The sequence below is a fragment of the Helicobacter cynogastricus genome (genome assembly GCF_900197855.1).
Lineage (GTDB): Bacteria > Campylobacterota > Campylobacteria > Campylobacterales > Helicobacteraceae > Helicobacter > Helicobacter cynogastricus.
This window is the reverse complement of sequence record NZ_FZMQ01000005.1, coordinates 350,035-375,509: the sequence shown is the minus strand read 5'-3', so window position 1 is coordinate 375,509 and position 25,475 is coordinate 350,035. Positions and strand designations below refer to the sequence as shown.

Annotated in this window: 31 protein-coding genes, 1 tRNA gene and 1 other RNA gene; 9 read left to right on the top strand and 24 right to left on the bottom strand. The window is 43.5% G+C overall.

Features of this window, described 5'->3' with window-relative positions:
• The first annotated feature begins 32 nt into the window (after positions 1–32).
• The 3 genes from C6H00_RS03215 (at position 33) to C6H00_RS03205 (ending at position 2,100) form a co-directional block, all read left to right on the top strand.
• A complete protein-coding gene (locus C6H00_RS03215; protein WP_104749582.1) occupies positions 33–317 on the top strand; it encodes a hypothetical protein in 285 nt (94 codons plus the stop codon).
• 377 nt (positions 318–694) lie between these two features.
• Positions 695–910 (top strand): hypothetical protein, encoded by a 216-nt coding sequence (locus C6H00_RS03210; RefSeq protein ID WP_104749581.1) that lies wholly within the window; start codon positions 695–697, stop codon positions 908–910.
• Complete coding sequence (locus C6H00_RS03205; RefSeq protein WP_233704389.1) at positions 892–2,100, top strand: outer membrane protein; 1,209 nt, start codon at positions 892–894, stop codon at positions 2,098–2,100. Before C6H00_RS03210 ends, C6H00_RS03205 begins: the two co-directional genes overlap by 19 nt.
• Here C6H00_RS03205 and dnaJ read toward each other — a convergent pair.
• The 5 genes from dnaJ to C6H00_RS03180 form a co-directional block, all read right to left on the bottom strand.
• Entirely contained in the window at positions 2,097–3,221 is a 1,125-nt protein-coding gene (gene dnaJ / locus C6H00_RS03200) for a molecular chaperone DnaJ (RefSeq protein WP_104749579.1), read from the bottom strand. The two genes, C6H00_RS03205 and dnaJ, sit on opposite strands and share 4 nt — an antisense overlap.
• Positions 3,222–3,285: 64 nt before the next feature.
• Positions 3,286–4,041, bottom strand: a complete 756-nt coding sequence (locus C6H00_RS03195) for a hypothetical protein (RefSeq protein ID WP_104749578.1) — start codon at positions 4,039–4,041, stop codon at positions 3,286–3,288.
• On the bottom strand, positions 4,025–5,284 hold the full coding sequence (gene coaBC, locus C6H00_RS03190; RefSeq protein ID WP_104749577.1) for a bifunctional phosphopantothenoylcysteine decarboxylase/phosphopantothenate--cysteine ligase CoaBC: 1,260 nt from the start codon (positions 5,282–5,284) through the stop codon (positions 4,025–4,027). Before coaBC ends, C6H00_RS03195 begins: the two co-directional genes overlap by 17 nt.
• A complete protein-coding gene (gene pseB / locus C6H00_RS03185; protein WP_104749576.1) occupies positions 5,281–6,273 on the bottom strand; it encodes a UDP-N-acetylglucosamine 4,6-dehydratase (inverting) in 993 nt (330 codons plus the stop codon). Before pseB ends, coaBC begins: the two co-directional genes overlap by 4 nt.
• A gap of 34 nt (positions 6,274–6,307) precedes the next feature.
• Entirely contained in the window at positions 6,308–6,898 is a 591-nt protein-coding gene (locus tag C6H00_RS03180) for a LysE family transporter (protein WP_104749575.1), read from the bottom strand.
• Between the two features lie 91 nt (positions 6,899–6,989).
• On the opposite strand from C6H00_RS03180, the gene C6H00_RS03175 reads away from it, so the two are divergent.
• Entirely contained in the window at positions 6,990–7,196 is a 207-nt protein-coding gene (locus C6H00_RS03175; RefSeq protein ID WP_104749574.1) for a tautomerase family protein, read from the top strand.
• A 7-nt stretch (positions 7,197–7,203) separates the two neighbouring features.
• On the opposite strand, the gene C6H00_RS03170 is transcribed toward C6H00_RS03175, so the two are convergent.
• From C6H00_RS03170 to C6H00_RS03115, 12 genes are read right to left on the bottom strand one after another with little or no spacing between them, the layout of a single operon-like run.
• On the bottom strand, positions 7,204–7,674 hold the full coding sequence (locus tag C6H00_RS03170; protein WP_104749573.1) for a ribosome maturation factor RimP: 471 nt from the start codon (positions 7,672–7,674) through the stop codon (positions 7,204–7,206).
• Position 7,675: 1 nt separating this feature from the next.
• On the bottom strand, positions 7,676–8,020 hold the full coding sequence (gene rbfA / locus C6H00_RS03165) for a 30S ribosome-binding factor RbfA (RefSeq protein WP_104749572.1): 345 nt from the start codon (positions 8,018–8,020) through the stop codon (positions 7,676–7,678).
• Positions 8,020–10,680, bottom strand: coding sequence for a translation initiation factor IF-2 (gene infB, locus C6H00_RS03160; RefSeq protein WP_104749571.1), 2,661 nt, complete (start codon positions 10,678–10,680; stop codon positions 8,020–8,022). The genes rbfA and infB overlap by 1 nt, the downstream gene beginning before the upstream one ends.
• Positions 10,677–10,898 carry a DUF448 domain-containing protein gene (locus C6H00_RS03155; protein ID WP_233704404.1) on the bottom strand — a complete coding sequence of 74 codons (222 nt, stop codon included), beginning with the start codon at positions 10,896–10,898 and terminating at the stop codon, positions 10,677–10,679. The genes infB and C6H00_RS03155 overlap by 4 nt, the downstream gene beginning before the upstream one ends.
• Positions 10,899–10,926: 28 nt before the next feature.
• Positions 10,927–11,826: a homoserine kinase gene (gene thrB, locus C6H00_RS03150; protein WP_199769174.1), complete on the bottom strand. Its 900-nt coding sequence runs from the start codon at positions 11,824–11,826 to the stop codon at positions 10,927–10,929.
• 53 nt (positions 11,827–11,879) lie between these two features.
• On the bottom strand, positions 11,880–12,329 hold the full coding sequence (locus C6H00_RS03145) for a hypothetical protein (protein ID WP_158655714.1): 450 nt from the start codon (positions 12,327–12,329) through the stop codon (positions 11,880–11,882).
• 28 nt (positions 12,330–12,357) lie between these two features.
• Positions 12,358–13,263: a UDP-3-O-acyl-N-acetylglucosamine deacetylase gene (gene lpxC, locus C6H00_RS03140; protein ID WP_104749567.1), complete on the bottom strand. Its 906-nt coding sequence runs from the start codon at positions 13,261–13,263 to the stop codon at positions 12,358–12,360.
• Positions 13,260–13,853 carry a septum site-determining protein MinC gene (locus tag C6H00_RS03135; RefSeq protein ID WP_199769157.1) on the bottom strand — a complete coding sequence of 198 codons (594 nt, stop codon included), beginning with the start codon at positions 13,851–13,853 and terminating at the stop codon, positions 13,260–13,262. Before C6H00_RS03135 ends, lpxC begins: the two co-directional genes overlap by 4 nt.
• Positions 13,840–15,210 carry a M23 family metallopeptidase gene (locus tag C6H00_RS03130; protein WP_104749565.1) on the bottom strand — a complete coding sequence of 457 codons (1,371 nt, stop codon included), beginning with the start codon at positions 15,208–15,210 and terminating at the stop codon, positions 13,840–13,842. Before C6H00_RS03130 ends, C6H00_RS03135 begins: the two co-directional genes overlap by 14 nt.
• A 10-nt stretch (positions 15,211–15,220) precedes the next feature.
• Complete coding sequence (locus C6H00_RS03125; protein WP_104749564.1) at positions 15,221–16,174, bottom strand: outer membrane beta-barrel protein; 954 nt, start codon at positions 16,172–16,174, stop codon at positions 15,221–15,223.
• Between the two features lie 11 nt (positions 16,175–16,185).
• Entirely contained in the window at positions 16,186–16,872 is a 687-nt protein-coding gene (locus C6H00_RS03120; protein WP_104749563.1) for an outer membrane beta-barrel protein, read from the bottom strand.
• The gene (locus C6H00_RS03115) at positions 16,862–17,560 is read right to left on the bottom strand and encodes a hypothetical protein (RefSeq protein ID WP_233704388.1); all 699 of its coding nucleotides are present in this window, start codon (positions 17,558–17,560) and stop codon (positions 16,862–16,864) included. Before C6H00_RS03115 ends, C6H00_RS03120 begins: the two co-directional genes overlap by 11 nt.
• Positions 17,561–17,629: 69 nt before the next feature.
• Here C6H00_RS03115 and panB point away from each other — a divergent pair, with 69 nt between their 5' ends.
• The 4 genes from panB (at position 17,630) to C6H00_RS03095 (ending at position 20,398) form a co-directional block, all read left to right on the top strand.
• Entirely contained in the window at positions 17,630–18,436 is an 807-nt protein-coding gene (gene panB, locus C6H00_RS03110; protein WP_104749562.1) for a 3-methyl-2-oxobutanoate hydroxymethyltransferase, read from the top strand.
• Positions 18,436–19,434, top strand: a complete 999-nt coding sequence (gene ruvB, locus C6H00_RS03105; RefSeq protein WP_104749561.1) for a Holliday junction branch migration DNA helicase RuvB — start codon at positions 18,436–18,438, stop codon at positions 19,432–19,434. Before panB ends, ruvB begins: the two co-directional genes overlap by 1 nt.
• A 67-nt stretch (positions 19,435–19,501) precedes the next feature.
• Positions 19,502–19,860: a transfer-messenger RNA gene (gene ssrA, locus C6H00_RS03100) on the top strand.
• A 43-nt stretch (positions 19,861–19,903) separates the two neighbouring features.
• Positions 19,904–20,398 (top strand): hypothetical protein, encoded by a 495-nt coding sequence (locus C6H00_RS03095; protein ID WP_104749560.1) that lies wholly within the window; start codon positions 19,904–19,906, stop codon positions 20,396–20,398.
• Here C6H00_RS03095 and C6H00_RS03090 read toward each other — a convergent pair.
• Genes C6H00_RS03090 through C6H00_RS03075 form a run of 4 tightly spaced genes read right to left on the bottom strand, consistent with a single transcriptional unit; the run spans position 20,395 to position 22,446 of the window.
• A complete protein-coding gene (locus C6H00_RS03090) occupies positions 20,395–20,724 on the bottom strand; it encodes a chaperone NapD (protein WP_104749559.1) in 330 nt (109 codons plus the stop codon). The genes C6H00_RS03095 and C6H00_RS03090 overlap by 4 nt on opposite strands.
• The gene (locus C6H00_RS03085) at positions 20,721–21,203 is read right to left on the bottom strand and encodes a 4Fe-4S dicluster domain-containing protein (protein ID WP_104749558.1); all 483 of its coding nucleotides are present in this window, start codon (positions 21,201–21,203) and stop codon (positions 20,721–20,723) included. The genes C6H00_RS03090 and C6H00_RS03085 overlap by 4 nt, the downstream gene beginning before the upstream one ends.
• The gene (locus C6H00_RS03080) at positions 21,200–21,688 is read right to left on the bottom strand and encodes a PAS domain-containing protein (protein ID WP_104749557.1); all 489 of its coding nucleotides are present in this window, start codon (positions 21,686–21,688) and stop codon (positions 21,200–21,202) included. Before C6H00_RS03080 ends, C6H00_RS03085 begins: the two co-directional genes overlap by 4 nt.
• A complete protein-coding gene (locus tag C6H00_RS03075; RefSeq protein ID WP_104749556.1) occupies positions 21,688–22,446 on the bottom strand; it encodes an exodeoxyribonuclease III in 759 nt (252 codons plus the stop codon). The genes C6H00_RS03080 and C6H00_RS03075 overlap by 1 nt, the downstream gene beginning before the upstream one ends.
• A 79-nt stretch (positions 22,447–22,525) precedes the next feature.
• Here C6H00_RS03075 and C6H00_RS03070 point away from each other — a divergent pair.
• Positions 22,526–22,601 (top strand) — tRNA-Phe (locus C6H00_RS03070).
• 1 nt (position 22,602) lies between these two features.
• Here the strand turns inward: C6H00_RS03070 and C6H00_RS03065 are convergent.
• The 3 genes from C6H00_RS03065 to C6H00_RS03055 form a co-directional block, all read right to left on the bottom strand.
• Positions 22,603–23,361: a TSUP family transporter gene (locus C6H00_RS03065; protein ID WP_104749555.1), complete on the bottom strand. Its 759-nt coding sequence runs from the start codon at positions 23,359–23,361 to the stop codon at positions 22,603–22,605.
• A 71-nt stretch (positions 23,362–23,432) separates the two neighbouring features.
• Complete coding sequence (locus tag C6H00_RS08750) at positions 23,433–24,992, bottom strand: VWA domain-containing protein (protein WP_233704387.1); 1,560 nt, start codon at positions 24,990–24,992, stop codon at positions 23,433–23,435.
• On the bottom strand, positions 24,993–25,406 hold the full coding sequence (locus tag C6H00_RS03055) for a hypothetical protein (RefSeq protein WP_104749554.1): 414 nt from the start codon (positions 25,404–25,406) through the stop codon (positions 24,993–24,995).
• Positions 25,407–25,475 lie beyond the last annotated feature (69 nt).

The following is a 25,475-nucleotide window of genomic DNA, read 5'->3' as shown; positions in this document are numbered from 1 at the left end:
GAATTTTTTACAAGGAGACATTATGTCAGAGCATGGAGAATGCTGTCACGGGCACGAAGGGCATGAAGAACACGGGGTACACCACCACCATCATCATCATCACCACTACCATGGTGGTACCCATCACCACCACCACCATCATCATGGTGGTGAACATCACCATCACCATGAGCAACATGGAGATCACTGCTCTAACTAAGTTGCATGCGCCCCGCTCTCGCGGGGCGTTTTTTATTTTTTGGCTTTTTTTGGAGATTAGAAGATTAGATTTTAAGTCATCTCACACACATGTGATTTTAGATACACGCTACTTTTAGTTCAAGACATGGTATTTAATTAGCTAGAAATTTAAAGCTTGATTTTAGAAAGCTTGGGTATAGAGCTTCAAAAATTCGGAATTGCTATTTTCTATTTATAGCGCACTTGTTTTTAGGTAACAGCAAAGAAAATCGTCCACCTTTTTAAGAAAACTCAATTTAAAAAAGAGTTAACTTTTCTATGAGCTTATAAAATTGCTAGCGGAGCTGTATGGCAATTTGAGTGCACAGGCGAGTGTCAATAGCGTTACTTTTTAGCACAACTTTAAAGCAGCGATGCATGTGTATAATATTATTAACTTCACATTAAATTCAATACACCTATTATATCGTGTACGGAAAAGGACAAGCAAAATCTATACAGGATAGGAGTGTGTATGAGTCGGGTGGCCCATAGAGTTTCTTTTTTCTCTTTGGTAAGTTTGGGTCTTTGTTGTGCAGAGCAGAATGGCTTTTTTAGTGATGTGGGCTTTGCCTTTACGAACGCTCAAACTCTCACCCAAACTGATTTGCCTCCCCCCCCCCCGCTCTTAATTCCCAAGTCTCTGCGTTACGAGCTTTCTTCAAGCCCGGTTTGGATAACGATGCCATGAACGCAGCGGTGGATCAACTTAGTACCTTGCAAAAACTTATTAAAGATGGTTCATGTGGGCAAAAAGATTGCCTTGTAAACCAAGCAGAGATGCAACAAACACTGGCCACGATTAACAACGCTTCTTCGATCCATTTGGCAATTATGGCACTTGTAGCTGTTTTAGGGCGTGCTGGAGCCACCTATAATGGACAAACAATCACAGAGAGCAATATCGGCGCGATGCTGTTCACATACATGAAAGACAATGAACAGGCAGGCAACGCCAACAAAGTTACTTTCATAGACGCTCAAATACCTTTAACAAATATTGTCCACATGCAAAACCCTTTGACTATCAGAGAGATGGGCCCCTTTTATTCTAGCCTTTATTGGTTATTTGCACCTCAGAATAACAGCAACAATGCGCCGAGTCTTTTGAGTGCTTTTGGCAGTCAAAGTGTTCAGAAAGATCCCTTTTCTAGTGCCACTTCTTTTCAAAAAGTGCTTGATGATGCTTACAATATTGATATAGCCAGCCAAGGACTCAACGCTCTACTTAAAGATAATCTCAACGATATGAGTACTTCTAATCCTACTGGTTTCAGAGATTTACTCAGTTACTATCAAGACCTTCAGACCAATGCAGCCACCCCAACTTTAGCCCTCATGCGCCGTTTCATCAACGCAAATAGCAATAATGGCAGTAAGATGTATGGTGCGGATATTGAATTTGGTTTCAAACATTTCTTTGGGCAGAGACGGCGTTTTGGTTTACGCTACTATGAATATTTTAGTTACAAACATGGCAATAACGAACTCAATGGGGCGATTAATGATATTGCCTATGGTGCTGGCATGGACGCTCTTTATAACTTCTTTGAAAATAGGCAGAGCACTTTTACAATGGGCATCTTTGCTGGCCTTATTCTAGCAGGTGATACTTGGCTAGTAGATGGTTCTAGTGCCTATCAAGAGTTAGCCGACAAAATTGAAACTGCAGGCGGGAGAGCGCATGTAAAACCTACTGCGTTCCAACTCCCGCTCAATGTAGGTTTTCGGACTAATATTGGAAGTGAGGGGTTTGAGGTGGGTGCACGATTTCCCATGTTAGAGAGTACTTATTTTAAGGGTTCTTTGGACACCGCCTCAGAGAGCTTACGCTATCGAGTGCGTATGAGTGTTTTTGCCAACTGGGTACATAACTTTTAAGCCTTGCCCACGAGGTCCTGCCACCACTGCTTGACTTTGCTATAGCAGACCTCAAAGACATTTTTATAAGGCTCGCTTTCATAGCCAAAGCTTTCATGCAAATCGAGCAAGATCTGCTTTTGTTTGTCATTGAGCTTTTGAGGGTAAATAATTTTAATCACAGCAACCAAATCCCCATAGTGCGCGCTATTGACATCTTTAACCCCCTGATTTTTAAAAACAAATTGCGCGCGATCGGGAGTGTTGGGCGGAATTTGAAGCTCTAATTCTTGTTTGAGCGCAGGGAATGTGATTTTGCTCCCCAGAGGAATAGAAGTGAAAAAAACGGGCACTTCTATGAGAATATGCATCCCCTTGCGCACAAAGTGCTCATCTGGCTCTATATTTGCCTCTAAATAGAGCTCCCCGCGCATTCCGGGCTTGTATTCATTACCACGCCGAGCAACGCGGATACGATTTCCCACATCAATCCCTTCAGGCACTTCTAGCTCAAAACTCTCACTTTTCTGCACACAGCCCTCGCCTTTGCAAGATTCGCACTTTTCCCCCACAATCTGCCCGCTACCCTGGCACTGATGGCATGTGCTAGCTAGAGTCATAAAACCTTGCTGGATATAGGTTTGTCCCTTGCCCTTGCATGTGGGGCAGGTGTGTGCCTTGCCCCCCTTAGCCCCACTGCCTGAGCAATCATGGCAAAATGTTTTATAATAATTTTGGATAGTTTTCTTGCACCCAAAGACCGCTTCTTTAAAACTGAGCTCTAAAGTCATTAAGCGATCTTTAGGGATTTTGGATTGTTCTTGTTTGCTAAACCCAAAGGCACTTCCAAAAATAGAATCCTCGCCAAAAAAATTGGCAAAAATGTCCCCTAAATCACTAAAGCCTCCCCCCCCTCCTGCGCGCCCTTCTAAACCCTCTTTGCCATAGCGATCATAAATTTGCCTCTTTTGATCGTCGCTGAGGACACCATAAGCCTCATTGATCTGTTTAAATTTTTCTTCAGCTTCCCTATCCCCCAAGTTGCGATCGGGATGGTATTTTAAAGCGAGTTTTTTATAGGCTTTTTTGAGCGTTTCTTTATCCGCGTTGCGATCCACGCCTAAGATTTCATAATACTCCACAAAAATCCTTCGCTGATTTTTTGAAACTCGAATTTTAGCCTAAAAGCCTTTAGCTTCTTGTTAATCACCCCCGCGTATCTAGCAAGCTTTCTTCAAAATTAAACAGGGGTTCTAAGGGGACTTGGGCGAGGGTTAGAGTGATTTTTTCAAAGCCCTTGAGCTCTGCTTTGTGCTGTTCTAATAATTGCAACACGCTCGCATAAGAGACGCTTAATAAAAGACACACACCCTCCCCCTCTTTGTAAAGCACACCTTGCAAAGGTCCTAAATGTGGGTAAATGGCGTAAAATTCTAATTTCTCTTGTTTTTTCTTAGGCTTGAGTTGAATTAAGGCTTCCTTTTGTTGCCTATCTTGGATCACAAAACTAGCCACTTGATGGTGCAAAGATAAAAGCAAATTACCAAAGAGTAAAAAATCTTGGCGGGTGGGAGCGTGGGCGCAGTGTTGGATCAAAACTTCTTTATAATCTTGGAATTGATCTTGGCTGAGCAATTTGGGTAAATCCTTGAGTTCAAATTTGAGCGGGATATCTTTGAGTTGTTCCATAATTTTGGGTTGGGGGATTAAATTAGAGAGCATGGTCGCCCCTACTGAGCTTTTATGCATGAGTGCCCAATAAGTTTTGCCCAAGATTAATGCCTTTTGACTCTTGGTCTCAATGAGTTGGCTACCTAGTTGCAAAAGATATTTATGATCCCCTTTTTTCTCAAGCACTTTTAAGAGCAAAGGCAAGGTTGCGTTAAAATTTTGAGAAGGTGTGTCTTTAAGGACTTCTTGTAAAAGTTGGAGGTTTAAAAGTGCGCTAATGGGATTGAGCACGGCAAACTTGGCTCACAAAATTCAAAATCTCAAAACTCAAGGCGAGTTTGCTAAGGTGGTCTGTGCGCTGGCTATGTTGCGCGCTTAAAAGCCACATTTGGTTTTGCGCTGATCCAAAAGGTTGGCAATCAAGGGTATTTAAGCACACCGCTAAACAGCCTTTACCCCCATTTTTGGGGCTATCTAATAGTTTTCGGGCATTGGCAATTGCATTAGCCCCCTCTTCCTCAGCCTTAAAGCCAATTTTAATAAACCCCTTTAAAGAGGCTAAAATGTCCACATTTTGCACGCATTCCAAATTCCAAGACGCGCCCAAATCTTGTTTTTTAAGCTTACCCTTGTGGGGGGTAGTAGGTTTATAATCACTAATAGCAGCGGCCATGAACAAAAAGGGCGGGTCTTGCAGGTTTGCCCTCTCTTGCAGGGCCTGCAGGTAATCGTCCCCGCTTTGCACCCTTAAGCATTCAATGCCGGCAGGCAACTCTAAGGCAAAGGTGCTAGCCACCAAAGACACCTGTGCGCCTTGAATATAAAGCGCAAGGGCTAGAGTGCTCGCCTGCAAACCACTAGAAAAATTGCAGATATAGCGCACGCTATCAATTTTCTCCAAGCTCCCTCCACCGCTTACCACCACCTCTTTATCTGCCCAAAAGCTATTTTTGTATAAAGCCTGCACGCTGGCACACACAAGCTCTAAAATGTCTGCCATCGCCCCCTTGCCTTGCGTGTTGCAGGCTAATAAATCCTCTCTAGGTTCTACAACTATGCACCCCCAAGACTTGAGGAGTTTTAAATTCTCTTGAGTTATGCGCGCCTCAAGCATGTGAGTGTTCATACTGGGAGCTAGGATTTTAAGCGCACTGCTGGCTAAAAACACCGCGCTTAAGAGGCTATCAGCAAGTCCATGCGCTAACTTGGCTAGGGTGTTGGCACTAGCAGGAGCTAGTAACACCACCTCTGCCCACTGGGCATAACTAATATGATTGGGGCAATTTGGATCGCTCAAATCCCAGCGTTCGCTCTTGTGTGTGAGCACGGGGTAATGGCTCAGGGCTTCAAAGCTTAAGGGCGTAACAAAGCGCATCGCCTGCTTGCTCATCACCACCTTCACCTTTGCCCCCATTTTGATGAAAGCACGCACTAAATCCAAGCTTTTATAAGCGGCAATCGAGCCACTCACCAATAATAAAATACGGCGATTTTTGAGCAAGGCATTTTGGGCGAGTAAATCTAGGGTTTTCACAGGGTGGCGACCATTCTTAAAAGTTCAGGTGCGCTCAAGCGTTTGGGGTTTTCTAGGCTATTGTAACTAAAACCCTCAGGGGCGCGCTTCCCTTTCTCACCCAAAAGGGTTAGGCTGTAATCTATGGGGGTTTGAAAAGAGATAGTAGGTTCTAAAATATAAAAATCCTCAAATTCAAAGGCGCGATCATCGCTACTAATCATCACCTCATGGAGTTTTTCCCCCGGTCTAATCCCCACGATCTTAATGGGAATATCAGGGGCTAGAGCTTGCTTAAGGTCTAAGATGTTCATGCTAGGGATTTTGGGCACAAAGATCTCCCCCCCATGCATGCGCTCCAAACTACGCAACACAAAGTGCACCCCTTGATCTAGCGTGATCCAAAAGCGCGTCATGCGCGTGTCAGTGATAGGGATTTGCAAAGCCTTTTGTGCCACTAAGTTTTGAAAAAAGGGCACCACACTTCCCCTAGAGCCCACTACATTTCCATAACGCACCACGCTAAACTTGGTGCGCGCGCGCCCTTTCATGTTATTAGCACTCGTGAAAAGTTTATCGCTACATAATTTAGTCGCCCCATAAAGATTAATGGGGTTACTCGCCTTATCCGTGCTCAAAGCGATCACATGTTCTACTTGTGCATGCAAACACGCCTCAATCACCGCGCTCGCGCCTAAAATATTGGTTTTAATGCACTCTAAGGGGTTGTATTCGGCAGTAGGCACTTGTTTAAGAGCAGCAGCGTGGATACAAATGTCCACGCCCTGCATCGCCACCTTGAGCCGCTCCACATCGCGCACATCGCCAATAAAAAAGCGCACTCTAGGATCGCTGAAAGTCTGTCCCATTTCATATTGCTTTAATTCATCTCGGCTATAAATAATGACTTTTTTGACTTGGGGTCGCTCCAAGAGAATGCGCGCGCATCTCTTGCCAAAACTACCCGTCCCCCCCGTAATTAAAATCGTTTTACCTTCTAAAAATGCCATAAAGTCCCCTATCAAAAGGGGCAATTTTAGCATATTAATGCCACAAACCCCACAATAAATAAAATCCAAAGCCACAAAACACCAAGGCGCAGAAACGATCGCTTTTTTGATGGTGCTTGAGATAAAAATTTTGCACTTTTGGGCGCGAAAACAAGAGTGCGATGGTGCTAAAATACAGCAGAGTTTCTAGGACAATGCTTATCATGATTACCCACAGATTGCTGTGAGAAAAATCTAGACCTGAGAAAATGCTCACAAAGTATAGCATTGCTTTTGGATTGAGTAAATTAGTGATGAAACCCTGCAAAAAGGCCACTGACTTAAAATCAAATCGGAGCCTGAGTGGAGAGTTAGCATTTTTTAAAAGCGAATAGCTCATAAAGAATAGATAAAGAGTACCTAAAAGAGTGAGTAAGACATGAAAAATGGGGAAGGTTTGCAAAAAGAGTTTAAGTCCAAATAAAGAGAAAGTAACCCAAATTAAAACCCCTAAACACAGACCACAGACAACCAAAAAAGCTTCGTTAAAACTGCGTTTCAAGGCGTAAGAACTCACTAAGAAAAAATCAGGTCCGGGAGTGAGCAGAGCAATCAAATGGATACCCAGTAGCCACAAAAAAGTCATTAACACCCTTTTAAATGAGCTTTATTCTAGCATGCTTTAGAGAATTGCAAGGGCTGTTTTGTTAGAATGATGCTTTTAATAAGGGAAAAACATGCCATTAGTGAATATTAAACTTGCGCGCGAGGCCACACCCATTACCCCTGAGCAAAAAAAGGCTCTCATTGAGGGAGCAACAGATTTGCTCGTGAAGGTTTTGAATAAAAATAGGGCCACCACAATAGTGATTATCGAAGAATTAGACTCGGATAATTGGGGCATAGGTGGCAATAGCGTTACAGAAATTAGAAAGAAGTCCTAGAACCCCCTTATTTTTTGGGGGATTTTTTAGAAGCCTTTTCAAATTCAAAGATTGTTTTAGCTTTTTTGATTTGTGCAAGGGGCAGACTTTGGGTTGCCCCCTCTATGTTTAAAAGAATATTTTCACCTTTTAGGGCTTCAAGAGTGCCCCTTAGGCGGGTGTTATTCAGAGTTTTGCACTCTATTAACTCGTCAATGGAGAGTTCAAAATGCCGCCGTTTGCTCAGTGTGCGCTCCAAACCCATAGAGCTCACTTCTAGGGTATAAGAGCCTGCAAGCGGAGCATGCACATCTAAAAGGGGTGAGATGAGCAAACTAGCTTCTTGGCATACATCTAAACTGGTAGGCCCTTTTAAAGATTTAATACTAATGCGCAAGATGTCGGTTTGGTTTTCTTTTAAAAAAGCGACATCATAGAGGGCACAACCCATACCCTGCAAAGTATTTTCTAGGAGAATCTCTAATTGCGAGATGTCCATCTTAAGCCTTAGCGATGCGCGCAAAGAGCTGATCTAGGCGTTGTTGGGCTTCTAGGCTAGGATCGATAGCAAAAACAAAATGGGGGCACTTAAACCATCCGCTCACCTGTAACACATACGCTCTTAATAAAGGCGTGGCTTTCTTAAGAGCTTTGATCACCTCTTTTTGTTCTTCAGCCTCTAAACATGAGCCATCAATATAAACTTGGGCATGGTATTTGCCCTTTGAGCAGTGGACTTGGGTGAGAGTGAGTCCACTTAGTCTAGGATCGCTAAGTGTGCTCAAGGCTTCCTGCAAATATTCCAACAGCCCCGCATCGAGGCGTTTCGCATGCACACTATCCATCAAAGTGTCCTCATCTTATGGATTTCTTTAAAGCTTTCAAAAACATCACCCACGCGCACATCATTATAGTGATCTAGCATGATCCCGCATTCATAACCCTTAGACACTTCTTGAGCATCATCTTTAAAGCGTTTGAGCGAAACAATTTTACCTACATGTACCACCACGCCCTCACGAATCAAGCGCACTTTAATGCCCTTATTGATCACCCCATCAACCACCATACACCCAGCAATCGTGCCCACTTTAGGAATCACAAAGGTTTCGCGCACTTGTGCCTGCCCTGTGTCTTCCTCTTCTACAATAGGACTCATCAATCCGCCTATGAGAGCCTTCATGTCATCTAGCAGCGCATAAATCACGCTATAAGTTTTGATGGCAACTCTCAATTCTTTAGCCTTAGTGCGCACATTGCCTGTAGGGCGGATATTAAAACCTAACACAAGCGCATGGGGGTTATTAGCCACCAAACTTAAATCATTCTCGCTAATGGAGCCCACCCCTGCGCTAATGACTTGGATGCTCACTTCCTCATTATTGAGGCTCAACAAACTATGCTTAATAGCTTCTAGGCTACCTTGTGTGTCCGCCTTGAGTACCACAGGGATATTTTGCAATTCTTTATTAGCTACCATTGAAGCTAGCTCGTCTATGTGCACCTTAGTGCTCTTGCTTAAGGCTTTTTGGCGTAAATAAGTCGCTTTTTTGTGCGCCAAACTCCTAGCCGTGTTTTCACTATCTACAGCCACTAACACCGAGCCAGCCATAGGCACTTCGCTAAGTCCAGTGATGAGGGCTACTTGCGAGGGCTTGAGTTCTTTAATGCTCTTGCCTTGATCGTCTGTCATGGTGCGCACCTTACCAAAGGCAATGTCGGCAACCACTGGATCACCCACCTTAAGCGTACCTTGCTGCACAATGAGAGTTGCTACCGCGCCCCGCCCCTTTTCTACACTGCCCTCTAACACCACTGCTTTAGGGCTCGCACTAGGTGAGGCTTTGAGTTCCATAATCTCTGCTTGGATCAAAATGGTTTCTAAGAGATGATCGATGCCCTGCCCGGTTTTGGCTGAAATGGGGATAAATTCAATCTCCCCGCCCCAATCCCGCGCATTAAAGCCTAATTCCGCACACTCGGCCTTAAGCTTGTCCACATTGGCGTTTTCTTTATCGATCTTATTCATCGCCACTATGATTTGCACGCCCGCTTCTTTGGCTTGCTTAAACGCCTCAATAGTTTGGGGCTTGACTCCATCATCAGCAGCAATCACAATAATGGCGATGTCAGTAACCTGCGCCCCTCTCTTGCGCATTTGACTAAAGGCTTCGTGCCCGGGCGTGTCAATGAAAGCAATTTGCTTATCCCCCTTTTGCACCATGTAAGCCCCGATGTGTTGGGTAATCCCCCCGGCCTCACTTCCAGCCACGCGTTGGTTGCGGATTTTATCTAGCAAAGAGGTTTTACCATGGTCGACATGCCCCATGATGGTTACTACAGGGGCGCGCTCGCTCAAATCCTCTACCTGCTCATTTTCCTCATCTTCGATGAAAACTTGCGCGTTCTCTATGGCCACCTCTAGGCCAAACTCAGCGGCCAAAATCTCAATGGCATCCCGATCTAAAAAGTCGTTCTTGGTTACCATCATGCCCAAATTAAAGAGGGTTTTGATCACATCAGCCAAGTTGAGATTAGCACTCTGTGCGAACTCATAAACCCGCACCTCCTCAGACACACTAATGCTATTTTGCACGCTCTTTTGAGTGTTCTCAGGGCGATAAACCCGCCTTTTTTTAACAGATCGGCGAATCCCTCCCTCATTTACCCAAGGGGTTTTACGCTGAATCTTAACCTTATCTGTGATAGGGCGCGATGGGGTTTCTTCTTGTTGTATCTCTAAGTCTTGAGCACGAAAATCAAAGAGCATGATCTCATCTTGCTCATCCTCATAGAGATCATTAAAATCGCGATTTTGGGAAAAATCCAAGCGATGTGCACGACTCTTACTGCTAGGTTTGGTAACACCTTTAGATTTAGCTGGTTTTTTTGCTTTTTTTTCTGCAGATTCTTTATTACTCATCATAGAAGCAAGAGTTGCCCTAGCTAAAGCCGCTTCTTCTTGATCTGTGCGCTTCACAATACGGATGCCACGCGTACGCCTAGAAAGAGGACTGGGTGTGGGAGCTGGTGTAGTAGGTGTAGCTTCTTGAGGGGTTGGAGTGGGGGTGATTTCTACCTTCAAGGGAGGGGGTGGAGCAGGAGTGGTCTTAATGTCTTCAACTTTTGGAGTCAGGGGGGGAGCAGGCGGAGGATTAACCGGTTTGGGTTTAGGAGGCGTTGTGCCCGTACTCACAATCTCAATACTGCGTTTTCTAGTCGTACTTCTTTTGACAGGAGGAACTTGAAGCGAAGGAGTACTTTCTTCTTTTTTGGAGGCGGTCTGTGCTTTAGGAGTCGGAGGTTTTTTAGGTGTAGATGATGCCTTTTTTGGCGCGCGCGCATTGCGTTTATTGGTGATAAAATCGTAAAGTTTAGCCGCTGTTTCTTCGTCCAAACTTGAATTTGTCTTAAGAGTTAGCCCTATTTCTTTGGCTTCCTCAATTACCATCTTCATATCCGTACGCCCCAACTCTAGGACAAAATCTTTTAATGGGATGCTCATGATGCCCTCACCTCCTCTAACCAAGTTCCAATGTACGCTTTGTTTTTGGGAGCATGTTTAACCTTAAGAATCTGCCTACACGCGTCTTTAGCGTGTAAGCATGCTTTGCACAAATAAAAGCTACGGCCTCGCCCGCAAAAAGGGATGATTTTGCTTTCTTGCGTACTGAAACGCAACAGATCTCCTTGTGGCGCACGCTCCCGACAACACACGCACATGCGTACAGCATTTTTAGAAAAAAAGACCTCAGTCTGCAACCTGCACTCCTTGATTATCAAAGTCTAGGGTCAAAACCCTAAAATTATAATATTTTTCTTGCATTTTTTTTTGTAGATAGTGCACTTCCTCAGCATAGCAGAGATTAAAAAAAGACGATCCGCTCCCTGAAAGTGTGCTCATCAGTGCTCCATTTTCTAAAGCCAGTTTCTGCACCCCATAGAGCACGGGGTAAAGCTTCATGCGCCCATCTTGATGCAGACGATCTCTAGAGGCTACGCGCAAAAGATCCCATCTCTCTTGCATAAAAGCCATGCACATTAAACTCGCATGTGCCACATTGTAGCTTGCATCATGATGATAACAACGCTTAGGCAGGGCTTGACGCGACATTTTTGTTGAGATTGCATGGGGAGGAATCACCATCACAGCTTTAAGATAGCTAGGAATGGGAGTGCGTAGGTGATGAACTTTTCTTGATGGCGCGCGCCCTGCAACTTTTTCCAAAGCTGCCACATTAAAGCCTCCAAAAATTGCTGGAGTGATATTGTCTGGATGGGGTTCATAAATCAAACTTGCTTCTAAAACGGATTCTTTATCTAGCCGACCATGTAAATAATGGTCGGCTGCACTCAAAGCCCCAACCACAATAGCCGAACTGCTCCCAAGCCCCCTAGAGATAGGGATAGTATTTTGAAAGAGAAATTCAAAATTCTCCTCTATGCCTTCCTTTTGGAGTCTTGTCTTAAAAAGTTTGACAAAAATATTATCTACTAAAAATTTAGAATAGCCCTCACCCTCTCCTTGAATCTTAATGCTTGTAAAAGTAGAAGGTACTACACTAAAACGATTCTTAAGCTCTAAACTCAGGCCCAAACAATCAAACCCCGGCCCTAAATTCGCGCTTGTGGCAGGCACACTGACAACCAAATCATTTCCTAGATTTTGATGACGCATTATACCCTAAACTCTATAATTTTACACTAAACAGGAGGTAAAAGATAGAGAGGTTGTGGGTCTTTTAAAAAACATTTGGGGTTTAAAAAATTGGGGAGTTGCATGGGGATTGTTACCACTCCCTCGAGCGTACAAAGAACGATACGCCCATGTTCATAACAATAGTAGTTTTTTCCAAAAGCTTTAATGGGTTGGCAATGATTAAAATCAAAACCCAGTGCACCAGAAAGAGAAAGATTTTGTGCCACTGATAAGGTATGTAAAAAAACATGGGTAAGTTTCATAGCCGTAAAACTCCCCGGACCTGTCGCATAAAAAATAGCCTCTAGATTCAATCCGCAAGAAGCGCACCAAGTAACGACCTGAGTACCCAACGCCACAAGTGCTACACTCACTTGTTCCACACTGCTAAATGCACGCACCAACTCACCACAGACATAAACACCCATTTGCACAGGACTCTCCAAAGAGAGCACCAAAAGTGCGCAGCCTCTACACTCCTGCTCAGTTGTAAGCAAGGGCCATTGGTAAAGAAGTGGCTTTTTCGTGCTGTCCTTGTGGAATATGCACCACCTCATAGGCTTGGGTTTCTAGCACTTTTTGTACCAACAGGGCGTTAAGCTTATGACTACCCATATAAGAACTATAGGCTCCAATCACATTCATCCCTAAAAATGCCAAATCCCCCATTGCGTCTAAAATTTTATGCCGTACAAACTCTTCCTCATAACGCAAACCCTCCCTATTGACAATGCTATGTTCATCCAACACGATACAATTATTCAGGTTTCCGCCCTTAGCAAGCCCAATCGAGCGTAAGTAATTCACCTCTTGCAAGAAACCAAAAGTGCGTGCCCGAGCGATTTGATCCTTATATGCCTGTCTGGAAAACTCAAAATGGTAATGCTGCTCGCGAATCATGGGGTGAGCGAAATTAATCCCAAAATCAAAGGAAAGCAGGGGGCTTGGGCTAATTTTAGCACTCTTCATGCCATCTTGGACAACGACTTCCTTAGTAATACGCATGAAAGGCTTGGGAGCGTCTAACTCCATAATCCCTGCTTCATCTAGGAGCATGCAATGGGCGATGGCCGACCCATCCATGATGGGAATCTCTTCATTATCTACAGAAACCTTAAGATTGTCGATCCCATAGCCACTCACAGCAGATAACAAATGCTCCACCGTGGAGATACGCGCCTGCGGGTCTTCAGGAGAGCCTAAAGTGGTAGCCATAGTAGTGTCTACAACATTTTCACGCCTTAAAAGCATTTGTTTCTTTAGATCAGAGCGCTCAAACACAATACCTGAACCTGCTCCTAGAGGCTCTAGGGTCATCTTTACTGGTACCCCTTTATGCAAACCGATCCCTACAACTTCGACACTTTTTGCAATGGTTCTTTCTCTCATGGAATATCCTTTATGCTGATTATATCGTCTTTTTTAGTAATGAGTTTTAATTTATCGCTAGCATTGATGCGCTCTAGTTGTGCTTGATTTAAAATCGCGCCTTGAAAAGCAATGTAGGAGGAATGTACGCTTTTAAGAACCATACATGCACCCATGCAAATGATGATCCCTTCACAATGTCCGTAAATACTAATATTTTGCTCGGAATGGATTTTAGCCCCATGGTTGATATTGCCCAAGAAAATTAGACTATGAGGACTACTAATTTCCTCCCCACTGCGCACATGCCGTTCATAGATTTGTACACCCTCTAAAGGGGGCGATGGAGTAGTATTTTGGGGAGCAAAATCTATTGCATCATAAATCACAACCTGATTACTATTTTTGCCCTTGAGGTCTTTAGCACACACGCTGTAAGCCAGTCCATGTCGCTCCAACGCTTCCAAAACCTCCTTTTCAAGCGGTGTTTTGAAAAGAAGCAGATAATCCTGCAAAAGAGGCGCATTTTTGTAGATAAAATTCAAATACTGATCTTTATTGGCCACACTGAGTTCAAAACAACGCACTTGTTTTTGTCTAGTCTGTAGCACTTGCTCTACCTTTTTCTTGGATGCGTTGGCGTGCTTCTTGAAGCACGGCATTAAGGCGTTGGATAAATCCGGCATCCATCCATTCGTATGGATAAACAGGAATACCCTGCACCAACATTTCAAAATGCACATGGTCAAGCTTATTTGCATAACTGCGACCACTAATACCTAATACCCGGTTAGGCTCAACAAGATCGGATTTTTTTACAAGAATTTTTGAAAGGCCTCCATAAAAAGCATGTAAGCCCAAGCCATAAGCCACTAAAACTCCCTTACCATAACTTTGAATTTCTTCAGCCAACACAACTCGTCCATCATTGCTTGCTAGAATCTTAGAATGTTTGCCAGCAAGGTCTACACCCGCGTGCAAAGCTTGTCCTAGGATACTTCCTTGAAAAAGATAGCGTTTTTGTGCGCCAAAGGGGAGCAAAATTCTAGGTTTGAAGATAGCCAATGGGTTAAAAACATTAAAATGTGCTACATCTGCAATTGTGTTACTGAGATCTGCGCGGACAATTTCCTCAAGATTGACTCGCATCCTAGTGCGCTCAAAATCTGGGTGTGCCTTGAGGTTTTGGAGTGCCTCTCCTTTAGTGGCGTATTTTTTACTTAACTCAATATTGCGTTTGTGATAAGGCATCCGAGTATTTTTGGTGAAATTAAGAGGGAAAATCTTAGTGTTATAAGCCTTATCGCGAGCTATGATGGTGGCGTTAAAGGCGCGTTGTTGTAAAGACCAAGGCAAGATCGCTGCGTAATGTTTAGCCTTAAGAAAGGGAAAAGCTTTAAATCTTTGTTTGCCATCGCTAAGCCATACAGAATCTAAAGACTCTTCTTGAACATGAAAGACGACTAAAGCACTCCCCCCATAAGTGATGCTAGGAGATTGAGAGATGATATGAAGAGCTGGGGATGTGGTATCTAGGGTGAGATCAAAATTGGCTACACTTAGATTGCCGTTAAAGAAGTGTGCATTGCTCCAATCGCGCATGCTAATCTCATAGTGCAAAAGAGTTTGATCACTGAGTTGAATACTAGGTTTTGGTAATTCAAAACTTAAACGGCTAGGCTCATCTAAGACAATCTGTTTTTTGTCATAAACCACGAGATGATCGCTAGTAAAAACCTTAATGTGGTAAGAACGGATTTTAGCCTTAGCTTCCAAAGTAACCCGCATGCGATGCTTGAGATTCCAGTGGGTGGGATGAGCTATATTCACCTCTTTAGCTCCGTTTTGCTTATCTTGAGCAATTTGCATCACCAGCTCAATTTTTCCCTGCCCATCTTTTGTAAGCAGGTAGTTATAACTAAGATAGCCACATCCAACCAGTACAACAACTACAATCCATCGCCACACGATTCACTTCCTAAAAAACATAAAGTACACTTAACATACCAAAAGTCGAGCGTTTAAAGCCAATATCATCCCCAATGAGAGTCCGGCTATTTTGTCCATTATGATAGCTCGCAGCTGTTTCCATCCCTAAACGCAAATAAGTTAAGGGAATCTTAGTGCCCAACTCAAAACGCAAGTGGCGTTTATAGGTAAAGGCTAGACCTAAATTGATGGTGTAATCAGCTTGCATGAGCATATTCCATAGAACATGCTGGCTTTTATAACTATTAGCAAGCACTGCGCTAAAGGCGGGCGCGCTTAAGCTTTTTAAAATCATCATCCCCACTCCAAAGCCTACATAAGCCCCTATAAAATGCTCTTTCTTTTTATCAAGAGCGATATCGGCCAGTGCGTCCATGTTCAAAGAGCCTAGCCCATAAATCCACTTGCCAAAACCCTTAGAGCTGTGCTGTTTGTTAAGATGACTGATTGTGGTTAAACCTGGAATCACAAGCAAATCGCCATAAATGCGCGTGCCAAAATAGGGGTTAAAATACTGCTGATAACCTATCTCCAAATTGAGCATATTAGCTAGACCACTTAAAGCAACATTGCTTTTAAAAACATCATTGGAAACACTAATGCCTAGTGCCGTGTCCAAAACACTGCTTCCTTTATACGAGCCCTCTAAAAGCCCTATTCCATATCCCCCTCCCAAGAAAAATCCGCTTTTCTCCTTTGCAATCTTGTAATTTTCAATCTTTTTGGTTTTGAAAGTTTGATTTTTATTTTTATCATTTTTTTCAATATCTTTAGAATCAACAAACTCTGTTTGAGGTTTACCCCCCAATTTTCTAATCTCTTCTTTGAGTCGTTCGATTTCTGGATCGGCTTGAGTGCTAGGCATCACCTGCTGTCTTGGTGGAATGGAGGGTTTTGGGGCTGTCTTAGCGTAATCTGTGAGTGTCGCAAATAGTGCATTCATCACTATGTTCCCTAGAGCAAAAAATTATAACTGATATAGTAAATATTACCACTAGCAAAAGCATAAGCAAAGGCATGACTGGATTTAAGGGGGGGCATTTTAAGAGCTAACTCAAGGCGATGACGGCGATCTAGAGTGATGGCTACGCCTAAATTTACTACTAGGCCAAACCCATTCGGATTATGTGTTGCGCTTGGGTAATCCTTGTATCCATTCCAACCCACACCAAGCCCGCCAAAGACTCCAATGGCGTATTTTCTTTTTGCATCAATGGATTTGTCCATAATCAAATCAACATTTGCGCTCGCCATTTGGTAACTACTGCTTTGATTGGCTTGCAAAATACTTTTATTCAATCCTCCTAAATATTCCCCATAAACCCGCACGCCTCCTACATCGCTTCCAATGTATTTTTGATAGCCTACTCGCACTCCATAAAAGAGGGGCAAGCTATCTCCTTTAGTTCCGGCAATCTGTAAAGAGGTTTGGGCTAAAAGAGCCCCTATAAAAACTCCACTGCGCTTTTTGGCCACCTCTTGGGCTAATTTGAGCTCTTGAGCTTCATAAAGTTGTCCCTTAAGCATATAAATCTCAAAATCCCTTTGAGCTTCTGGGGAGCGTTTTTCATGCACAAAAGTCCCGCTCCAACACATCTCAAAGATCAAGAAGAATGAGCATAGCCCATGTCTAAAAGACATATTGATACCCCACTTGCATCAACCCTCCCCACCATGAAACATCCTTGTTGGCTAAAATTTTGAGCTCAAGCTCCACACGATTATGTCCAAAGATACTAAAGGCGATCCCCGTATTAGCCATCATGCCAAAAAAAGATGAGGTGTTAACCCCCTGACTGACCACCCCAACTCCCACTCCTAATAAAAAGCCCACAGAGAGATAACGCCCCACAAAGGGTAGATTAGGATCAATCATTAAATCTGCATTGATAGTCGCGCTTTGATAACCAATAGTCCCAATATTGGATTGCTTAGGAATCGCCCCGATATACTGGATATAAATCCGACGACCGATAAAATTAGGTCGCATGGTTTTGGCAAAGAGAGAGGGGCGAAAGGTTTGATAACCAAAACGCGCTCCCACACTCCAAAGATATTCCATATCATTGCCAATTATACTTCCATCCTGCATGGCATGTTTGATAGCACTATTATAGAAAAAACCCGTACTCACACCTAAGAGTAGTCCTGTTTTTTTCTCTGCATCTTTGATACTATTAATGAGCAGAGTAATCTCTTTGTCCGTGTATTCTCCATAAAATTTAATGTATTTGTAATACTTAGGATCGAGAGTTTTATAATCAATGCCCCATAATGGGGGTATGCAAAAAATAAAAAAAGATGCCCAAAGCACCTTACGAATTTTCAACGAAACGCCCTAAAAATTTTTAGCCCTATCATAGCATTTTAAAGGTAAAATCTCTCAAAAAGTGCAGTCATGAAAAAAATCACCTTAGATTCTCTATATCGTAAAAAACACCCCAAAGAAGGTGCAAGCCCTTGCAAAATCAGCGCGATCACCGCTTATGATGCGCTCTTTGCAACCCTCTTTGATCCTTATATAGATTTAATTTTAGTAGGGGATAGCTTGAACATGAGCTTTAATTACATGCCAGACACCTTGAGTATAGGCATGGCAGAAATGCTCTATCACACTAAGGCGGTGTGCCGAGGCACTCAACGCGCCTTTGTAGTAGCAGATATGCCCTATGGGAGCTACACTAATGAAAAACAAGCCCTCAAAAATGCTTTAAAATTCTACCAACAAACCCGCGCAGATGCGATCAAATTAGAGGGCGGACAGGCACGCGCGCCCTTGATTAAAAGGTTAGTACAAGAAGGCGTGGCGGTGGTAGGGCATGTGGGGCTTTTGCCTCAGAGTGTGCGCGGAGTGGGGGGCTATAAGATTGCAGGCAAAACGCAACAAAGTGCGCAACAAGTCTTAGAGGATGCTTTAAGTGTCCAAGAGGCAGGGGCAAGCTTAGTGGTTTTAGAGGGCGTGATCGCATCTGTAGCTACAAAAATCACTGCTCGCTTAGACATCCCCACCATAGGCATAGGGAGCGGGGCGGGGTGTGATGGACAGATTTTAGTCTTTAGTGATATGCTTGGACTATTTAAGGCATTTAGACCTAAATTTGTGCGCTCGTATTTAGAGGGGGCGACCTTGATTGAACAGGCGGTGCAAGACTATATTCAAGACATCCAAACGGGGCATTTTCCCTCTGAACAAGAGAGCTATTAATGTCAAGACTTGTGAGTGTGGAAGCCCTTAACTTAGAAGAGCAAGAACATTTAAGTCTGCGCCCCGGTTTATGGGAGGACTACATTGGACAAGAGCAAATTAAAAAGTTGTTACAAGTTTCTATTAGTGCTACTCTTAAACGCCAAGACACTCTAGATCATGTGCTCTTTTTTGGTCCTCCGGGTTTGGGTAAAACCACTCTAAGCCATCTTATTGCCAAAGAACTTAATGCCAATATCAAGGTTACCACTGCTCCCATGATTGAAAAGACGGGCGACTTGGCCGCTCTTTTAACCAATCTCAACCCCAAAGACATTCTTTTTATTGATGAAATCCACCGCCTAAGTCCAGCGATTGAAGAGGTGCTTTACCCGGCGATGGAGGATTTTAGATTAGATATTATTATCGGCTCTAAAGCAGCCGCGCAGACCATTAAGATCGATTTAGCCCCTTTTACACTCATTGGCGCGACCACGCGCGCAGGACTGCTTTCTAATCCTTTGCGCGAACGCTTTGGCATGCATTTTCGCATGCAATTTTATAGCATAGAAGAACTCGCTACAATTATCACGCGCGCCAGTGTGAAATCACAAAAAAAAATAGAAGAGAAAGCTAGCATAGAGATTGCCAAACGCTCAAGAGGCACGCCCCGCATTGCCTTAAGACTGCTAAGGCGCGTGCGCGACTTTGCCGATCACGCCAATGAATCGTGCATTTCTTTGCAAACCACGCTTTTTGCCCTAGAGGAATTGGGCGTGAATGCGCATGGTTTTGATGCTCTAGACTTGCTCTATCTCAACCTCTTGGCCAATGCCAAAAATAAAGCCTTAGGGCTGAACACTATTGCGGCAAGTTTACATGAAGATGAAAGTACTATTGAAGAGGTGATCGAACCTTTTTTGCTAGCTAATGGGTACTTAGAGCGCACGGCTAAGGGGCGTATCGCTACGCTTAAAACCTATGAAACTCTCAAGTTGAATTGTCCTAGATTGATCTAAAGATTTAAAAAAATCGTAAGCATAGCATGCTATACTGCGCTACTTAGTTTTTTGCTAAGTTTTTTATGGGGCTGAACAGGATTTCGACAAGGGTTGCATAGCGTGGATTGCATGCCAAGTGTCTCTTGTAAAACGACACAAACAATAATCGTAAACAATCCTAATTACGCTCCCAACTACGCTAAAGCTGCGTAGCGAGCTGGAAATCTGTGGGGTCGCTGGTGTCCTGCAGGTATTCCATCACTTTTTGCCAGATGCCTTTAAAAAGTGCTCGCTTTTTAGAGTAAGATTTAGAGCTAGGGGTCTTTTACAAGCTGGAGAGGTGGCTTAGAGAGAACCCGAATTTTTAACACTTCTCTAAGCATGTAGATGTCCACGGATGGATGTGATTTTTGGACTGGGGTTCGATTCCCCACAGCTCCACCATTTTTACAATGTTTTCCCCTTAGAAAGAGGATTGAATACGCTAATGATTTTTAAGCGATATTTTTTAGTGCCTGTTTTGTGGATGCTAGGTATGGTGTCTTCCTTGCTGGGTATTGATGTCCATGCACTTTCCAAAGAAGAGGCTAAAAGTGCTGCTTTGGTAGGTAGTTTGGTGGTGATTAGTAATAAGATCTTAGAGGACGCTATTGACAATGGCCGAGATTACCGAGAAGTTAAAAAGCTTGATAATCTTTATCAAAAAATCAAAGATATTAGAAGTGTAGTCGCTCCCAATAAAACTCCCCCTGGTCCCAAGAAAAAAGAGGGGTTTGAAGTGGCGTTTAAAAAGGCTTTGGAACGTCCCGTAGATTTAGATAGAGCTCTTGATCTTGTAGACGCTCTACAAAAAGAACTCAAAGACCCCAAATGGGGCACTGACCTTAGTCCTCTGCTAGCTCTACTCGATCAACTTCAAAGCTCTCTACATACTGCCCTAGACCTTAAAGCCCAATGGCTTAACACGCGTAAGGCTAACTAAAGCCAGTTGTTAATATCTCCGCTATAACGCATAGCTTTAGCGTCCGTGTTCTCTATTTTTTCTAGGCTAGCTTGGATATTAGGGGGTAGGGGGTTTTCATCCGAGTAGCTAAAGTGCATGTGTGCGCTTAAGACTCCGGGGATGTTTTCAATCTCTTTATTGGCACGCAATTCCTCCTGCACGCTAGAAGCTTCGATCAAGGCGATAATTACACTCTTTTCTTGATCAAAGGCGGGTATTTCCACGCACTCTAAAGCTGCAATCGCTTTTAAGCTCTGTTCAAAACCCTCCGGCTGGACTTTGATAATCACACTAGAAATATTCATGTTTTTCTCTCCACAAATAAAATAGATTGGCTAGGACAACTTGACGTACACCTGCCACACCCCGTACAAGAGGCATGGACACGCGGAGCAAACATGCCTTTAAAGACGATTGCATTCTCAGGGCAAGCATCCTTACATGTAAAACACACTACGCCTTGATAACTTAAACATGTTTGCGAATCAATGAGCACCCATGTGTCTATGCAATCCTCTCTAATACCCTCTAGCACTCCTGCGTGCTCTTGAGCACACACACGCACACATTCTCGGCAAAATATGCACCCCCGCTCCTTAAAATCCAAATAAGGTTGCCTAGCTTCTTTTTTGATAATGATATGTTCAGGACAGACCAAAGCGCACCCGCCTACACAATCTAAGCAAAATTGCGCCTTTTTGGAATTGAAATATGGTAGAGGTATCAAAAAGGGTTCGCGCTTTAAGCCCTTAAAAATTTCTCTGAAAGACTTTTTAGAACTCATAATCTTTGGAGCGTGTGCATGAATTGCTCCAAACTCATTTTTTCTTGCGCTAAAAATCGTTCTAGCTCGTCTGCAGAAGCGCGTATGCCACCCTTTTTTTCACATTTTAAAAGGGAATCGTAGAGTGGAGCGACCTCTTTAATCCCTCTCATATTGGGACGGCGGCGTACAGAATAATAACCTACAATCTCTCCTTGTACCCCCAAAGATGCTGTTACAATAGCAAATACCCAATAAAAACTTCCATCCAAAGTTTTATTTTTTACAAATACGCTTGCTTCTTGTTTTGCACTGATGCGCTCCCATAAGTATTTAAATGCCAGCTTGGGCATATCCGGGTGTCTGATAATATTATGAGGTTTGCCTAACAAATCTCTTTCGCGTGCGCCTACAATTTTGACAAAGGGCTGGTTAGCATAGGTAATCACTCCCTTGGGATTGGTTTTGCTTACCAAGAACGCATTTTCATTAACAAAACGCTCCATTAACTCTCCCTAATATCCAAACTCACAGGACAATGATCGCTACCCAAAATGTGTGCATGAACATGCGCATTTTTAAGTTGAATCTTTAAAGCTTGAGAAGCTAAAAAATAGTCAATGCGCCAACCAATATTACGCGCCCTAGATTGATTCATGTAGCTCCACCATGTGTACACCTCCGTTTGATTTGGATAAAAATGGCGATAAGTATCAATAAAACCTAATTGGAGTAGCTGGCTAAAAGCGTTGCGTTCTGGATCGCTAAACCCGGCATTGTAGTGGTTACTCTGTGGGTTAGTTAAATCGATTTCAGTATGCGCAACATTTAAATCTCCGCACACCAAAACCTCTTTATGCAACATTAGGTTCTGCAAAAACTCCCTAAACACGCTTTCCCATTGCAAGCGGTAAGGCAAGCGCAACAATCCTCTTTGAGAATTAGGCGTATAAACATTAACTAAATAAAAACTCTCATATTCACAGGTAATCACACGCCCCTCTGTGTCGTGCTCTTCTAATCCTAAGCCATAGCGCACGCTCAAAGGCGCGCTTTTGCTCAAAGTCAACACCCCACTATAGCCCTTCTTTTGCGCGCTATTCCAAAAAGCATGGTAGTTTTCAAAGACGAAATCCGCTTGATCGGGTTGCATTTTGGTTTCTTGCACGCAAAATATATCGGCTTGGCTTTCTTGGAAAAATGACATAAAACCCTTTTGCATGCACGCCCGCAAGCCATTAACATTCCAAGAAATCAAGCGCATCTATAACCTTTGTATTTTGCATGCCATTATAACACTTTAAGTTAAATTTAAAGGACATGTGTAGTATAATCGCGCTCTTGGCTTGATAGCTCAGTCGGTAGAGCAGAAGACTGAAAATCTTCGTGTCGGTGGTTCGATTCCGCCTCAAGCCACCATCTAACGCATAAAATCCCAGAATAATTTTAAAATAGTCGCCCCCACTACACATAAGAACACTCGGCGGATAAATTTAACTTCTTTAGCCATCACCAAATTAGAGCCCACCCACGCCCCCAATATCTGCCCACAGCCCATTAAAAGCCCCACCGCCCAAATCACTTGCCCTCCGATTAAAAACACGCTCAAACTCACAATATTGCTTGTAAAATTGAAAACTTTAGTACGCGCCGTAGCTTTTTTCATGTTGAGCCCCAAGAGCGCGACCATAGCAAAGGTCCAAAACGAGCCCGTACCCGGTCCAAAAAAGCCATCATAAAACCCTAGTCCTAACCCAAAAATAGCATAAAAAAGGGCGGGTTTGATCTTGGGGTGGCTATCGCCTTCGCCCACTTTGGGAGCTAGCAAGGTGTAAATAAAGATCAAGCTTAAGAAAATAGGGATGAGTAGACGCAAAATGTCCGCTTTGAGCCATAAAATTAAAGTTGTGCCCAAGCCTGCGCCCACCACCACACACCCCACCCCAAAGGCGATTTCTCTTAAAGAAACCATGCCCTTTAAGCAGAAATTCAGCGTGGCGGTGAAACTCCCAAAACTGCTCTGTAATTTATTAGTGGCTAGGGCTATGTGCGGGGGGATTCCCAAAGCTAGCAGAGTTGGCATGGTAATAAGCCCCCCACCCCCGGCAATGGAATCCACTAGCCCCGCGCAAAAGGCTGCCACAATTACGATCGCATACACATACCATTCTAACTCCATCACACTCTCCCTAATAAACTCTCCATCGATTATAACAAAGCTCTATTTGAGAGATTTAGCCTAAATCTAACTCACGCTCCTAAATCATTACTTAACTCACACAGCACGCGGATATTTTGGCTGCGGCTATCATACACCCAATGCTTATCAAAGGCGCGTTTTGCCCCCGAGTTGCCATTGACATCGAGCAGATAAAAGCGGTTCTTATCTTGGCGTTTGTTTTGCATTTGCTGGGCAAGATTTGAATCAAGCCCGCCAAAATCCCCATCTGAGATCACTAATAAATCTGCCTTTTTGTAATTCTCTGCTTGCATCGCCCTTAAGCCCTCTTTTAAAGCCAGTCCGACATCTGTCCCGCCCCCAAAACTCATGGTTAAAAATTCATTGAGCCTAGCAAACCCCCCGCCCTTGCTCAAATCCATCGCGCTTGTTTGGGAGCTAAAATTAATCAAAAAGCAAGATCGTTTGCTCTTTTTGGCATGGGAGGCTAAAAAGAGTGTGAGGGCTTTAGCGATGAGTTCGGGCGTGCCACTCATCGACCCGCTGGTATCCACGCAAATAATGATCGGTCCTTTTTCTCCCTCTTTTTCTTGCTCCTTTTCTATCTCTACCTCCACTTCTTCTACACCCTCTAAATGGTGGTCAATATAACCCTGCTTTTCAAAGCAAAAGAGGCGTTTTTCTGTAAATTTCAGGTAAAACAACACCTCCAAATCGGGGTCATCTAGCAAAGCTAACTCTTGGGGGATCAAGTTTTCTAAATCATTACTCAAATGAATCCCACAAATCTCCTCTTTATAATCTCTGGTGGGGTGGCGTTCTGTGTAAGAATAGCTTTTAAACTCCTTGATCATCTCCTTAATCATTTCTTGTTGCATCTCTTTCATGCGCCCCAAGAGATCACAGATTTGCATTAAGGCTTTGTTGTTTTTGATTTGGGCAAAGAGGGCGAGGATTTGGGCGAGGTTTAAACGCGTGGGGTTAGCCCCCTGCAAAGAAAAGCCCCTACTCCCCCCTTGTTCTCTCTTGCCCCCCTGCTCTAGCTCTAGCCCCATATCTAGCCCCTCTAAATTTTCTAACGCGCGTTTTTGTGCCTTTTCATCACCCAAGCCCTCTAAGTCTAGGGATTCTAGGGTTAGCCCCTTAGCGTCCATAAATAGCCCACTTGTGCCAAAGAGTTCGGGGGTAAGTTTAGCTAATTGCTTTGCCTGCCATAGGGCTTTAAACCACGCACGCATGCGTTCTAAAAAATCTTGCTCCATTTTGGCTTGCGTGGCTTGTTTCCATGTGCTAATCTTGTTATCTAAAACGCCCTGCCACTTATCTAAAATAAAGCGGTGCAAGGTGGCGTGATCTTCTGGGGTTTTAAGCCCCTTTTCTTGGGTGTTAATAAAACTCAAATCCTCTTGAGGGTTGTGGGCGTGAAACTGGGCGCGGGTATTTGCTACTAAGTCTTTTTGTTCTAGGTGGGCGTGTTTGCACTGGTAGTGGGCTAGGCTCTCCTCAAAAAAGGGGTGATTTTTCAAAGCCTCTTTAATTTGGCTGTCCTTTTCTTGGCAAGCTAGCTCAAATTGTTTAGAGATTTGGGGGTCGTCTAAAAGCCCAAAGGTGTTTAGGGGTTGTGCTGACAATCAATATCCCATGTATTCCCAGCGCATTTCTTCACCAATTACTCGACAAACATTAAAAAGAACACACTTCTTATCTCCAAAAACATTACAAGTTTTTTTAAAAACCTTTGAACTAAACTTCTGAGCATTTAGAAAAAAGTAAATGTTAGGACCAAGTGCAGAACTCCCACCGTAAATGTCAACTGGATACCATATCTTTCCTAGCCTCTCCATAATCTCATAAACATCTTTAATTCTTTCCTCTGCAAAATCCTCAAATGGTTCAATCATCTTCTCGATTGCTTCTAGGAATTGTGGGGTCTGCATCACTCTTAAATCCTTGACGGTTCCAAGTTCATGAATAATTTGCTTGAAAAGCTTTCTCAAATCCTCATGCACCTCTTGATCGTATCGCTTCTTATTAGTTTGATCCATAAAAACTTCTCCTCAAGTGTTATTGGTCTATTTTAACTAAAATTTGAGGCAATTTCTCTAACAACCCTA